The sequence below is a fragment of the Corynebacterium sp. HMSC074E01 genome, from assembly GCF_001808885.1.
Classification (GTDB): domain Bacteria; phylum Actinomycetota; class Actinomycetes; order Mycobacteriales; family Mycobacteriaceae; genus Corynebacterium.
In genome coordinates, this window is the sequence record NZ_KV794854.1 from 236361 (window position 1) to 249082 (window position 12722).

The 12722-nt window shown below is 61.8% G+C and carries 17 protein-coding genes and 1 pseudogene; 9 read left to right on the plus strand and 9 right to left on the minus strand.

The genetic code is table 11. The features are described 5' to 3' along the window. Positions 1–393, plus strand: a 393-nt coding sequence (locus tag HMPREF2537_RS13170) for a hypothetical protein (RefSeq protein ID WP_210383651.1), incomplete at its 5' end; no start/stop codon positions are given. A 158-nt stretch (positions 394–551) separates the two neighbouring features. On the opposite strand, the gene HMPREF2537_RS10540 is transcribed toward HMPREF2537_RS13170, so the two are convergent. The 3 genes and pseudogenes from HMPREF2537_RS10540 to HMPREF2537_RS10545 all read right to left on the minus strand — a co-directional run. Further along, positions 552–806 (minus strand): hypothetical protein, encoded by a 255-nt coding sequence (locus tag HMPREF2537_RS10540; protein ID WP_070528721.1) that lies wholly within the window; start codon positions 804–806, stop codon positions 552–554. A gap of 85 nt (positions 807–891) precedes the next feature. Beyond that, on the minus strand, positions 892–1014 hold the full coding sequence (locus tag HMPREF2537_RS13130; protein ID WP_256375087.1) for a hypothetical protein: 123 nt from the start codon (positions 1012–1014) through the stop codon (positions 892–894). Positions 1015–1194: 180 nt separating this feature from the next. After that, a pseudogene (locus HMPREF2537_RS10545) lies at positions 1195–1380 on the minus strand (transposase); the annotation flags it as partial. A gap of 524 nt (positions 1381–1904) precedes the next feature. Here HMPREF2537_RS10545 and HMPREF2537_RS10550 point away from each other — a divergent pair. The 8 genes from HMPREF2537_RS10550 (at position 1905) to HMPREF2537_RS12850 (ending at position 8491) form a co-directional block, all read left to right on the plus strand. Beyond that, positions 1905–2687, plus strand: a complete 783-nt coding sequence (locus HMPREF2537_RS10550) for a DeoR/GlpR family DNA-binding transcription regulator (protein ID WP_049156266.1) — start codon at positions 1905–1907, stop codon at positions 2685–2687. After that, positions 2677–3150, plus strand: coding sequence for a PTS sugar transporter subunit IIA (locus HMPREF2537_RS10555; protein ID WP_049156269.1), 474 nt, complete (start codon positions 2677–2679; stop codon positions 3148–3150). Before HMPREF2537_RS10550 ends, HMPREF2537_RS10555 begins: the two co-directional genes overlap by 11 nt. Before the next feature lie 51 nt (positions 3151–3201). Beyond that, a complete protein-coding gene (gene gatB / locus HMPREF2537_RS10560) occupies positions 3202–3486 on the plus strand; it encodes a PTS galactitol transporter subunit IIB (protein ID WP_049156272.1) in 285 nt (94 codons plus the stop codon). Between the two features lie 163 nt (positions 3487–3649). Beyond that, positions 3650–5056 (plus strand): PTS galactitol transporter subunit IIC, encoded by a 1407-nt coding sequence (locus tag HMPREF2537_RS10565; RefSeq protein ID WP_049156273.1) that lies wholly within the window; start codon positions 3650–3652, stop codon positions 5054–5056. 105 nt (positions 5057–5161) lie between these two features. Then, positions 5162–6259: a galactitol-1-phosphate 5-dehydrogenase gene (locus tag HMPREF2537_RS10570; RefSeq protein WP_049156276.1), complete on the plus strand. Its 1098-nt coding sequence runs from the start codon at positions 5162–5164 to the stop codon at positions 6257–6259. Positions 6260–6268: 9 nt separating this feature from the next. Beyond that, positions 6269–7180 carry a 1-phosphofructokinase family hexose kinase gene (locus tag HMPREF2537_RS10575; protein ID WP_049156279.1) on the plus strand — a complete coding sequence of 304 codons (912 nt, stop codon included), beginning with the start codon at positions 6269–6271 and terminating at the stop codon, positions 7178–7180. Positions 7181–7229: 49 nt separating this feature from the next. After that, the gene (locus HMPREF2537_RS10580; RefSeq protein WP_049156282.1) at positions 7230–8102 is read left to right on the plus strand and encodes a class II fructose-bisphosphate aldolase; all 873 of its coding nucleotides are present in this window, start codon (positions 7230–7232) and stop codon (positions 8100–8102) included. A 215-nt stretch (positions 8103–8317) separates the two neighbouring features. Continuing rightward, a complete protein-coding gene (locus tag HMPREF2537_RS12850; RefSeq protein WP_161799814.1) occupies positions 8318–8491 on the plus strand; it encodes a hypothetical protein in 174 nt (57 codons plus the stop codon). Here HMPREF2537_RS12850 and HMPREF2537_RS10585 read toward each other — a convergent pair. The 6 genes from HMPREF2537_RS10585 to HMPREF2537_RS10605 form a co-directional block, all read right to left on the minus strand. After that, positions 8488–8844, minus strand: a complete 357-nt coding sequence (locus HMPREF2537_RS10585; protein WP_141759852.1) for a DnaB-like helicase N-terminal domain-containing protein — start codon at positions 8842–8844, stop codon at positions 8488–8490. The genes HMPREF2537_RS12850 and HMPREF2537_RS10585 overlap by 4 nt on opposite strands. A 6-nt stretch (positions 8845–8850) precedes the next feature. Then, the gene (locus tag HMPREF2537_RS13175; protein ID WP_083299017.1) at positions 8851–9195 is read right to left on the minus strand and encodes a helix-turn-helix domain-containing protein; all 345 of its coding nucleotides are present in this window, start codon (positions 9193–9195) and stop codon (positions 8851–8853) included. Then, the gene (locus HMPREF2537_RS10590) at positions 9176–9565 is read right to left on the minus strand and encodes a hypothetical protein (protein ID WP_049155054.1); all 390 of its coding nucleotides are present in this window, start codon (positions 9563–9565) and stop codon (positions 9176–9178) included. The genes HMPREF2537_RS13175 and HMPREF2537_RS10590 overlap by 20 nt, the downstream gene beginning before the upstream one ends. A gap of 134 nt (positions 9566–9699) precedes the next feature. Further along, positions 9700–11277: a peptide ABC transporter substrate-binding protein gene (locus HMPREF2537_RS10595; RefSeq protein WP_070528728.1), complete on the minus strand. Its 1578-nt coding sequence runs from the start codon at positions 11275–11277 to the stop codon at positions 9700–9702. 209 nt (positions 11278–11486) lie between these two features. Then, positions 11487–12416, minus strand: a complete 930-nt coding sequence (locus tag HMPREF2537_RS10600) for a tetratricopeptide repeat protein (protein ID WP_070528731.1) — start codon at positions 12414–12416, stop codon at positions 11487–11489. Continuing rightward, entirely contained in the window at positions 12413–12721 is a 309-nt protein-coding gene (locus HMPREF2537_RS10605) for a thiamine-binding protein (protein ID WP_049155059.1), read from the minus strand. Before HMPREF2537_RS10605 ends, HMPREF2537_RS10600 begins: the two co-directional genes overlap by 4 nt. Position 12722: the final 1 nt, after the last annotated feature.

Below are 12722 nucleotides of genomic sequence, written 5' to 3' on the forward strand. Positions count from 1 at the left end.
GACAGTCGTGGCGGAATCATGCACATCAAGTTTGCGGATCATGGTGTAGCGAGTACTGCGTTCCACGCAGTTCACAAGGGACGTTGTGCCTCCTTGCCCGATGATGAGATCGCCTTCCCAATGTCCTGGAATAGCACGGTCTTCAACACTGGCAGGGCGCTTGCTGATGCGGTAGTCCTCACCAATCCAGCTTCGATTACCGCGAGCTGGCAGGCGCGATTGCGGCCTTCGGCCGGTACGCCCAGAACACAGGGCTTTTTCTACCTTCAACTACTGGCGCAAGGCACCTTTAGCTTGGATATAGAGAGCTTGGTAGATGGTTTCATGACTAATCGACATTTCCCCACCTTTACCGAAGCAGCGGGCAAGATAGTTCGAAATCTGCTCTGGTGACCACTTCGTGTTCAACCCCTCGATGACAAAGGCCCGCAACTGCGGGTTGGTATCGAGTTTACTTCACTTCGACTAGCTTCCCACGCGAAAAAGAACCACCCCACACACCCGCACCCACAAAGCAGACGCAAGCACGCAAGGTGGTAAAGCTTCCAGGGCTAGCGCGCGATGCGGATCGCTACCGTCAGGGCGAAAGCGCCCAGGACGGCGATGCCCGCATAAACAATGGCCCACGCCATTCCCAGGCCGTCGGAGGTCAGGCTGGCAGCAGCACTGTATATCCATGCCTGTACGGCGCAGATCCCGGCAATCCCCACGGTTACGCCTGCAGCTTGATCTAGCGGCAAGGCGAGAAGGTTATAGGCCACGAGGGCGACGATAGCGAGAATGGTCAGAGTTAAAGGCATGCTCATGGCTGTCCTTTCTGTCGGGGTGAGCGTGCGCGTTGATCGTCTCATGCGTGTGTGCACACCCCTGGCGGCTGCTTTCGAGGAGCGTCTAGAGGTTGATGTTTTTGTAGCGGTTCCAGGCGTGGCGCTGGCCGATGCCGTGTTCGACCATGATGTTCATAAGTTCGTCTTCGGGCGCGGTTTCTGCGGCGTAGCGCAGTTGTTCTGCCATGTGGTCGAATTGGCGGCGGTAGGATGCACGGGGATGTCGTCGGCGCCGGCACTCCGCACTGGGGATGGTCAGCCCCGTCGACTTCGAGAACCAGTCCGGTTCAACCACCAGCAGAAAAGAAATAGCTGCCTAACCACTAGGTAGCTCCACTACTTGTCCACGATTTGCGGGCAACCCCACGTTGCGGGAATTAGTGCGAGTATCGGAGACGGTGGCGTAACCAGCGCCGCAGATGCTGTCGGCTTGGGCGGAGAGGATCTGGTTGATGAAATCGCCAAGCATTTGGCGCATTAAATCTGGGGAGGCTTGGGTCAGCAGTTCTTCGAGATACTCGGTGGGGTCGATATGATGGGGGTCAGCGGCCATCGCGGTGCGCTTCCTTTCGAGGATAGGTAGAAGGATTCGAAAGGTACCCGCGATGGTCGCCGCATTCGTTCACGGCACCGACATCAGCGGGTCACAGATGCACCACGCTAGCGGACGCAACCCGAGTTCGACGCCCTGGTCAGCAAGCTTGGGCCCATTGTGGAGTGGGGCTAGCGGGCGGGCCCGAGATGTGCAAGGTATTTCCACTAGTCCAGCTTCAGACCATGCTGCTTTAGGGCATACCCACCACTGCGCGCACCGTAGGACGCCTGAACGTAGAGGCACTCACTCGCAAGGGTGGGTGACTTTCGCTATGCCGGGCCACCACGCCAGCCACCCCCACACAGAGGTAGGGGTGACGCCGGTCACGTGATTGATTTAGGCTGTCGTAGCTCGCATTTTCTAACTAATTGAAATCGTTTCCAACTGGAATCCAACCTATTTCCAACCAGAATCTTGTGTTTGGGTTGGTATATTTGCCACACTTCCAAGTGGAACAACATGAAGCGAAAGGAGGAAGCACAGTGAATCTCTTGAAGCGCCACGAGCAAATCGTGGACATCCTCAACTCCGAACAATTCGTCCGTGCCAGCGAGCTGGCGGAATTGTTTGACGTCTCCGTCGAAACCATTCGCAAGGACCTCAACGAGCTGCAGGACAAGGGAACCATCGTCCGCGTCCACGGCGGGGCCCAACTGGCCGAAGGTAAGAAGGAGTCCGCCTACGATCGCCGCCGCAGCATCCACCAGGATGAGAAAGCCACGATCGCGGCGCTGGCGTTTCCCTACATCGAGAATGGGCAAACCATCTTTCTCGACTACGGAACTACCACCTACGCCCTGGCACAGGAGTTGGCAAAATCCAACCTCAGTCTCACCGTGGTGACCAACACCCTCCCCATCGCCCAAGTGTTGTCCGAACATCCCACAATCCAAACCATCGTGCTGGGTGGAATCCTGCGCAAGAACGAGAACTCTTTCTACGGCCCGCTTGCGGAGTCCGCAATTGATTCCCTGTACTTCCACGTCGGTTTCTTCGGCTGCGCGGGCATCAACGCCCAAGCCGGAGTGACCAACTTCCACCCCATGGAGGTTGCCACGTCCAAGAAGGCCTTCTCCCACTGCGGATCCGCCTTCATCCTGGCCGACTCGTCCAAGTTCGGCGAGATCGCTCCCCACAAGTTGGACGATCTCTCCAGCGTCACCGCGTTTATTACCAACGCGTCGCCCTCAGCGGAGATTGTCACCGCCATCGAATCGGCTGGTTCCCGACTCATCACCACATCGGAGGTTATCGATGCTCTTTGATTCCGCAGTTCAGTTCCCGCGGCTGCACGTCGAATCCCAGGCGGAGCTGTTCAAGGTCCTCGGCAACGCCGCCATCGAGGCCGGCTACGCCAAGCCCGAATATGTCGACGCGCTGCTCGCCCGCGAGGCCGAGTACCCCACGGGCCTGCCCATCTCCGGCGGCGTGGCCATCCCCCACACCTCCGCCGAGTTCGTCACCGGCAACACCATCGCCGTGGCAACGCTGGACACCCCGGTTATCTTCCATGAGATGGGCGGAGACGCAGACTCCACGCTGGAGGTCTCCACCGTCCTGCTGCTCATCCTTGGCCAGGCCGACATGCACGTCAAGCTTCTGTCCCAGCTCATCAAGAAGATCCAGAAGTCGGACTTCGTCGAGGAGCTGCAGGCAGCACCGGATGCCGAGGCACTCGCCGCCATCCTTTCAGCCACGTTCCCCGAGAACTCCGAGAACCCCGTATAACGGAATACCCCACTTCCACAAACCACAACCACTCAAGACAAGGACATCATCATGAGCAAGAAGAACATCATCGTTGCCTGCGGCGGCGCCGTCGCCACCTCCACCATGGCCGCCGACCGCATCCGTGAGCTCTGCAAGGAGAACGGCATCGAGGCCGACGTCTCGCAGAACCGCATCAGTGAGCTGGGCTCCGTCGCCTCCACCGCGGACCTCATCGTCACCACCGCCAAGGTGGATCGCGATTACGGCGTCCCGGTGGTCCACGGCATCGCCTTCGTCTCCGGCATCAACGTTGAGGTCACCGAGCAGAAGATTCTCGACGTCCTCAAGGGCTAGTTCTCACGAGGCTGACGCAATCGCGCCAGTCAACACAACAGCTCAAATGCAAAGGGTCAAGCGCCATTGGCGTGACGCTTGACCCTCATAACAACCAGATGCCCGCCATTGGCGTGGCGGCACCTGTTTCCCCTCCACAAACCAACTCGAGAAAGGGAACGCAATGGATACATTTCTCAACGCAATCCAATACATTGTGGACCTAGGTCCGTCGGTGATGCTACCACTCATCATTTTCGTCCTAGCCCTGTGCTTGCGTCAGTCCGTTGCTAAGTCACTGCGCTCCGCGCTGACCATCGGCGTCGGCTTCGTCGGCATCTCGCTCGTCGTCGACTTGCTCACCAGTTCCATGGGCCCAGCCGCCCAGGCCATGGCCGATAACTGGAACCTCGGCCTCACGGTCGTGGACCTCGGCTGGCCCGGCACCTCCCCCATGGCATGGGCCTCGAACCTCGGCCTCGTGGCCATCCCCGTCGCCATCGCGGTGAACGTGGTCATGCTGCTCACCAAGACCACCCGCGTCCTCAACGTGGACATCTGGAACATCTGGCACATGGCCTTTACCGGCGCCATCGTCCAGATCGCCACGGGCAGCTTCTGGCTTGGCATCCTCGGCGTCGCTATCCACGCCGCCATCGCCTACAAGCTCGGCGACATGTGGGGCAAGGTCACCGATAACTACTTCGGACTCGAGGGCGTGGCCATCCCCCACGGCACCTCGGCCTACATGGGCGTCTTCGCCACCGTCGTGGACGACGCTATTGAGAAGATTCCGGGCCTCAACAAGATCAACCTCACCACGGAAAAGCTCGAAGAGCGCATGGGCGTCTTCGGCGAGCCGCTCATCATCGGCTCCATCCTGGGCTTCATCATCGGCCTGCTGGGTGGCTACCCCATCGGCGACTCCCTCAAGCTCGCTGTAGAGATGGGCGCCGTCATGTTGCTCATGCCCATGGTGGTCAAGCTCATCATGCAGGGCCTCATGCCGGTGGCCGACTCGGCCAAGAAGATCCTGCAGAAGCGGTTCTCCAACGGCGAGTTCCGCATCGGCCTAGACCCGGCCCTGCTCCTGGGCCAGCCACAGGTCATCTCCGCCTCCCTCATCTTCATCCCGTGGACCGTCATCCTCGCGGCCCTCATCCCGGGCAACACGGTCCTCCCGTTCGGCGACCTGGCCACCATCGGCTTCTTCGTCGCCATGGCAGTCGGCGTCCACAAGGGCAACATGTTCCGCACCCTCATCTCCGGCACGTTCATCATGGTCATCACGATCTGGATTTCCAACCAGATGGTTGGGCTGCAGACCCAGCTCGCATCCGACACGGGCCTGCTGGGCGGCGCAAGCCAGGTCGGTTCCCTGGACCAGGGCGGCTCTCCGCTCACGTACCTGCTGGCCAAGGGCCTGTCCGGCGAGTTCGGCATCGGCCTGCTGGTCATCCTCGTGCTGTACGTCGGCGCCTTCGCCTACACCTACGTCAAGTACCGCAAGGGCACCATCTACCGCACCGACGAAGAGATCGCCGCGGCGGACGAGTCCGCCCAGCCGGCCGAAGGCACCAACGCTGCCTAGCCGGCAGCTACCCCTATCCGCCCCTCATCTCAACGCGGGTGCCGCCTCTGAGCGCGCCTGCGCACCACACCGAAACACCACGTTTCAACCTTTGGGAGTTCAATCATGTCCACCTCCACCACCATGTCCACCATCGCCGTCACCGGTGTCAAGGAATTCACCGAAATCACTAAGGCCGTCCCCACCCCCGGCACCGGCGAGGTCCTCATCCGCGTCGGCTACTGCGGCATCTGCGGCTCCGACATTCCGCGCTACTTCGACGGCGGCGTCCACTCCTTCCCGCAGGTCCTGGGGCACGAATTCTCCGGCACCGTCGCGGCCATCGGCCCGAACACCGAGCTCGACGTGGCCGAGAGCGACAAGGTCATCGTCGCCCCGCTCGTCCCGTGCCACGAGTGCGAATACTGCCAGGCCGGCAACTATTCGCTGTGTCCCAACTACTCCTTCATCGGCTCGCGCCAGCAGGGCGCCTTCGCGGACTACGTCCTGGTCCCCGCCGTCAACGTCCAGTCCGCGGGCGACCTGCCGCTCGACATCGCTGCCCTCGTGGAGCCGCTCACCGTTGCTCTCCACGCGCTGGACCAGGCCGGCCCGGAGGCCATGGCTGACACGAACAAGCCGACCCTCATCCTTGGCAGCGGCGTCATCGGCCTCATGGCGCTCATCGCCCTGCGCTCCCGCGGCTTCGAGGACGTCACCGTCGTGGACATCAACGACTGGGTCCTGGGCAAGGCCACCGAGTTCGGGGCGAAGGCCACCGTCAACTCGCTGCAGCAGGATCCGCAGGAGTTCTTAGCGGACCGCGCCCAGCCGGCTCTGGTTATCGAGACCGCCTGCGCCCCCATCACGCGCACCCAGGCCCTGGCCTGCGCGGGCAAGAAGGCCAAGGTCGTCTTCGTTGGCACCCCCACCAAGGACTGGACTCTTCCGCCCAAAGAGTTCGAGTACATCCTGCGCAAGGAACTCGCACTCTTCGGCTCCTGGATGTCCTACTCCGCCCCTTACCCGGGCCACGAGTGGTCCGAGGCCGTGGAGATCCTCTCCGGCCTAGGCGAGTCCGCCCGCGGCTTCATCTCCCACGTCTTCGACTTCACCAACGCCGCCGAGGGCTTCGAGGTCATCCGCGACCCGCAGCAGGACCGCCTCAAGATCATGTTCCGCGTGAGCGACAAGTCCGGCTCCGCCTCCTCTGCCACGGCCTAGGGGATCGCCATGACTATCCACTGCATCACCCCGAATCCGGCCATTGACGTGACCTACACCGTGGACACGGTGGTCCTGCAGAAGGTCAACCGCGTCCGCGAGGTCGCCCACCGCCCCGGCGGCAAGGGTGTCAACGTTGCCCGGCTTGCCGATGCCCACGGCTCCGCGCCCGTTGCCACTTACGGCTTCCTCGGCGGCACGGAAGGCGTCCTCTTCAAGGAGCTGCTCGACCAGCTCGCGCCCGGAATCGACCAGCGCTGGACCGAGGCCGAGGCGCAGACACGCCGGACCATCGCGGTGGTCGACAGCGCGGACACGACGATGCTCAACGAGTCGGGCGCCCCGGTCCCCCAGTCGCTCTGGGAGCAGCTCATCGCTAATCTCACCGCACACCTGGCATCCAAAGACTGGGTCACCATCTCTGGCTCCCTGCCACCGCAGACGGATCCCACGATCTTCGCCGATATCGTCGCCGCGATCCACGACGCGGGCGCCCGCGTCCTCATCGACACGTCCGGCCCGGCCCTGTTGGCCGCAGCCCGCGCCGGCGCCGACATCCTCAAGCCGAACCGCGACGAGCTGCTGGAGGCCACCGGCGCGGCCGACGTCCACGCCGGGATGGCGGCCCTCCAGCAGCTGGGTGTCCCCGTCATCATCACCTCCATGGGCGAGGACGGCGCGCTGCTCTCTGGCCCCGACGGCGAGGTCACCGCGCGCCTCGACTCAATTCTGGAGGGCAACCCCACCGGTGCCGGCGATGCTCTCGTCGCGGGCGTCGTCTCCGCCCTTGCCGCGGGCGAGGAGCTCTCCACCGCGCTGCGCGACGGCATCGCCTGGTCCGCGTCCGCCGTGCTTGCCCCCGTCGCCGGCGAGATCGATGCCGCCGACGTCGCCCGCCTGCGCGAACACATCACCGCCTAAACCCACCCCATCCACCACACACCTCGAACTTTCCAACGAAGGAGTTCACATGCTAGCCAACCTGCACAGCCTCGCCGCCGACGCACGCGCCGCCGGAGTCGGCCTCGGCGCCTTCAACGTCATCCACCTGGAGAACGCTGCCAGCCTGGTGCGCGCCGCCGAGCTCGCCGATGTCCCCGTCGTTCTCCAGATTTCCCAGAACGCCGTGAAGTACCACGGCGGTCAGCTGGCCCCCATCGCGCTGGCCACGCTGGCCATTGCCAAGGCGTCCTCCGCCCGCGTCTGCGTCCACCTGGATCACGCCGATGATCTGGAACTAATCCGGGAGGCCCTCGACCTGGGCTTTACCTCCATCATGTACGACGGCTCCCGCCTGCCCGATGACGACAACCGCGCCACCACCTGCAAGGTGGCCCAGTGGTGCCACGACCGCGGCGTGAGCATCGAGGCGGAGCTCGGCGAGGTGGGCGGCAAGGACGGCGTCCACGCCCCCGGCGTGCGCACCGACCCGGAGGACGCCCGCCAGTTCGTGGCCGACACCGGCGTCGATCTCCTGGCCGTGGCTGTGGGCTCCTCGCACGCGATGATCACCCGCGATGCCGCCCTAGATCTGGACCGCATCCGCGAGCTGCGCACCACCGTCCCCGTGCCGCTGGTGCTCCACGGGTCCTCCGGCGTCTCCGACGAAAACATGGTCGCGGCCATCGCCGCTGGAATGACCAAGATCAACGTGTCCACCCACCTCAACAAGGTGTTCACCTCCACGGTGCGCCGCCTTCTCGCGGAGAACAAAACCCTCGTGGACTCCCGCAAGTGGCAGGGCCCGGCGCATCAGGCCATGCAGGATGAGACTCGGCGCCTCCTGGAGCTCTACGCCGAGGGCCCTGCGGCGCTGCGGGAGCTGGCGTCATCGGCAAGCTAGCTGCGCCCGAACCCACCCCTTAGCCCCCTCACCTGCTACGGTGAGGGGATCTAATCCCCTACTTCAAGGAGTTCCCTCGATGCGCCCCGCGTCCTCGCCGGCCTCACCGCCTTCGCCCTTGCTCTGACCGTCGCCCCCGCCGCACAGGCCGGCCCGCACAAGACCTGCAGAAGCTGTCCTCCGCCGCCCAGCAGGGCGCACAGCTTGGTGGCACCATGGCCTCCTCCCTGGCCGGCGGCACCACCAACGGCCCTGACGGCCAGCCGCAGGTCAAGCCGGCCGGCGCCATGACCCTCATGTCCTCCGCACCGACCTGGGCACTGCTCACCGTCCCCTTCTCCGTACTGTCCTCCGTGGGCGGCGCGGCGGGTGAGCTGCTCAAGCGTTAAACAGTACTGACGACTTGGCGGGCGTATTCACCTACATGGAGATCGATTGCTCCAAGGGTGAGCAGGCCTACGACGGTGGAGTTAATAGCGTCAGCAGGCAGGGCTTCATGTGCTCCTTGGGCTTCGAGGTGGCTTCGGACGGTTGCGGCGTCGCAGGGGCGGGATTGGGAAAGCAGGTCGGCCATTGCGGTGAAGATGTGGGCGAAGATTGGGCTTTCGAAGTCGTCGGCGTCCAGTGTAGTGGCAATTGCTTGAAGGCGTTCGGTGTCGCGGTTGTGCATCATCGCGCCTAAAAGGCAGGCTTCTGAGCTGGAGATCGTTACCTCGATGTTGAGGTTGATATCGGTAACCAGGACGCTTCAGGGTTTAGGCCCGGCTAAACGATCTACAGCCCGCTTTTGCGCCACGAGGGCATCGTAGCCAGGCTCAGTCATCCCACGGGCGATTTCTCTACTAATCGTCGACTGATTCCGGCCAAGCTGGGCTGCAATCTCACGGTGAGTATGGCCCTGCTTCAGCAGATAGGCTATCGCTATTCGGCCATGGCGGATAAGACGCTTTCCGCGTCCTACCTTCGATTCGGATTCAGTGGGATGATCATTGAGTACCAAACGCCCAGACATGCGATTATGGTGCCACGTTCTCACCGTGTCAGCGCAGCGATCAACTACCTGGCCGACTTCCTTATAGCTTTTTGCCAGCATCAACAAGTTTTAAAGCTTTAGCAATGCGATCCCGCTCAATTTGTATGGCTCCACCGCGACTGTTGTTGGCGAGTTCAATACCGTCTTGCGCAAGGTATCGGTAAGCCGTCTGTGGGAAACCTGTCTCTTTCAGTGCGCTATGCGCAGACTGGCCGCTTTCTACAAGAGCAACGACCTTTTGGTATTGATTTTTGTATTTATCCTCATTCAGGCTCCGATGGCGCTTGCCGCGGCTAAGTCCCTCAGCCTGACGCCACACCCTCGCCTGAGCCATCGAGACCCCCAACTCCTTGAGGGTCACCGACATCGGACACGCATCATGCAGATACGCCTGCACATACCGCTCACGTAGCTTCTCATCACCTGACATCTACACAACCTCCCAGCTGTATAGATGCATTCACCACCTGAACTCGCCTGAATCTCGGCGGGGATCTTTGGAAACTCGGGCAGTTTTGTTAGAGCAGGTGCGCTATCTCCCGCAGTAACTCAACGATGGAAGCGCTAGTTCTTCTTCACCGCGTAATACACCGGCAGGGACTTCCAGTTGAACGTCACGTCCTGGACGTTCTCGGACCAGCCGCCAACAACGTTCGGGTAGAACAGCGGGATTGAAGGAAGGTCACGCAGCAGCAGCTCTTGCGCCTGGTTGTAGAGCTTCGCGGCTTCCTCCTCATTCGCGGCGCCGTTGGCCTTCACAATCAGCTCATCGAATTCCGGGTTGGAGTACTTAGAGTCATTAGAGGCCACACCCGTGGTGAAGTTCGGCCCAAGGAAGTTACCCATCGAGGGATAGTCGGCGAACCAGGCGGTGCGGTATGCGCCGTCCATACGCTCGGTGCGGTAGGCATCGCGGAAGGACTTGAAGTCCGGGTAAGGGTTGCCCACGGCCTGGATTCCCAGCGTGTTACTGATGCTATTAGCCACCGCATCGGCCCAGTCCTTGTTGTCACCATCGGTGTTGTAGTTGATCGGGAACGCGCCTTCAAAGGCGCCGTACTTCTTATCGGCCTCCGCCCACAGCTTCTTCGCCTCCTCCGGGTTATAGTTCAGGTTCTCCGAACCCGGCAGGCTGTCGTTGTATCCGTTCAGCACCGGTGAGGTGAACTCCCGGGCTGGGGTGCGGGTGCCGTGGAAGATAGTTTCCGCGATTTCCTCGCGGTTGATAGCCATCGAGATTGCCTTGCGGCGCAGCGTGCCCTCTTCCCCACTGAAATGTGGCGTCTCCATGTGGATGGACATTTCCAGGTAGGTAGCAGCCGGCTTGGTTTCCTGGCGGCCGGCTAGGTCCTGCTCATAACTGCCGAAGGCGGACGACGGGATCGCTTCGAGGACATCGAGGTTATTCGCCAACAGGTCCATGTAGGCTGCGCTGGAATCGGCGTAGAAGGCGAACTCGATGCCCTCGTTCTGTGCTGCACGGTCCCCCTTGTACTCCGGGTTCGGCTCGATGATCAGGTTCTGGTTGTGGTTCCATTCCTTGATCTTGTAAGGGCCGTTCGACACCGGGGATTCGCCAAAGCCCTGCGGGTCCTCCAGCGCGGCCGCCGGAACCGGGAAGTAAGCGTTGTAGCCTAAACGGCTCGGAAAGTCGCTTTCTGGCTGGGTGAGCTCGATGGTGAAGGTGCGTTCATCGATAACCTTGAGGCCCTCCATTTCCTTGACGCCTTCCCCGTAGCCCTTGATGGAGGAGAAGAAGCTCTCATTGAGCTGTTCGTTGGCCACCGCGTAATTCCACGTATCGACGAAGGAATCGGCCGTCACGGCTGAGCCATCAGAGAACTTCAGGTCAGGCTTGAGCGTGACCTTGTAGGTCTTGTCCCCTTCCTTGTCGATGGACTCCGCCATCTCGTTGTGCACGTTGCCGTCGGCGTCGTAGTACACCAATCCGGAAAACAGCATATCGACGATACGTCCGCCACCGTTCTCATTCGTCATCGCGGGAATGAGCCCCTGCTGCGGTTCGGTGCCCAGAACGCGAACATAGTTGGCACCGCCGGCGCTATCGGAGCTATCGCTTCCGCAGGCAGCAAGGGTAAAAGCAAGAGAGGCGGCGCCGACGACGCCGAGGAGCTTGCGCATGAGAGTCCTCCTGAAAGAGCAAAAACAAATTGTGCGTGATAACACTAGAAAGAATTTAGCATGAGGTACCTCACACCGCGGTGTAGTTCAAACACAAAAAGGCCCTCAGGAGAGGACTCAACTGAGCCATCCTGAGGGTCCAGCCCGCGACAGTCCGGGAAGGTCGCTCTCGGGCCCGGCACAACTTGGGCCCTTTTACTACGCCGTCTTTAGTACAACGCGCTGGCCAGCTTCGTGCGCGCGGCCAGCACGCGCGGGTCGCCGGAATCAAAGAGCCCGAAGAGCTCCAAGAGGCGGGTCTTGAGCTGCTCCTTGTCACCCCCGGCGGTACGCTTCATCGCCTCAATGAGGCGCTCGAAGGCGCGGTCGGGAGCACCGGCGACGACCTCCGCGTCGGCGGCGTCGAGCTGCTTTGCCACGTCTTCTGGGGCAGCATCCGCAGCGACGATGGGATCCTCGCTGCGGTTCGCTGGGTCCAAGCGCTTAAGCAGCAGCGTGGTATCACGAGCCTGCTTGATTTCCACGTTGTCTGGCTCAGCAGCCAGGATCTCCTCGTAGGTGGCGATGGCAGCGTCGAAATCGCCGCGGTTGAGCGCGTCCTCAGCAAGGCTCAGGCGCGGATCCGCGGCTTCTTCCTCGGGGTTCTCCCCCGCCACATCTTGGTCAGGCAAGCCCTTGAGCTGGGGGCCGAGCTTATCGACGATCGCCGCTACCCACTGCTCCAGGTTCTCGCGCGGCTGCCCGCCCTCAAAGTTGGTGACGGGCTGGCCGGCGGCGATGGCAACGGTGGTCGGCAGATTCTGTACGCCAAAGACCTGCGCCACCTGGGGCACGACATCGGCGTTGATATAGCCGACGATGAACTTCAGCCCACCTGCGGCCGCCATCTCCTCGAAGTCCTTCTTGAGCTGCTCGGAGGCCGGGGAGCGCGGCGAGCCAATCAAGGCGATGACGGGTGCTTCCGCAGAGCGGCGCACCAAGTCATTCTCGAAGTTCTGCTCGGTGACCTCGAAGAAAGGGGCAATTCCTCCGCCGGAGTTAGCAGCTCCGGCATTTGTGGACTTCGCTTGCGCCCGCGCCTCCGCCTGCTGCTTGATGGCGCCTAGGTCGAGGGCTCCTCCTACGTACGGTCCGGTCACTTATTCTCCTCCAGGTAACGGTTAACGGAATCTACTTTTTGGGTAATCTGCCCAGTCACACCTTCACGGATATCGGCCTTAATCACCAGGCTCGTGCGCGGCGACACGGCGCGCACGGCGTCGGTGGCCTCCTTGATAACCGCGAAGACCTCGTCCCATTCACCTTCAATAATGGTGAACATGGAGTTGGTCTCATTGGGCAAGCCGGAAGCACGGACGACGCGCACGGCTTCAGCCACGGCCTCGGACATTTCAGCGCTTTCATCACCCACAACGGTGGGGGCTACGGAAAAGGCAACAATCATG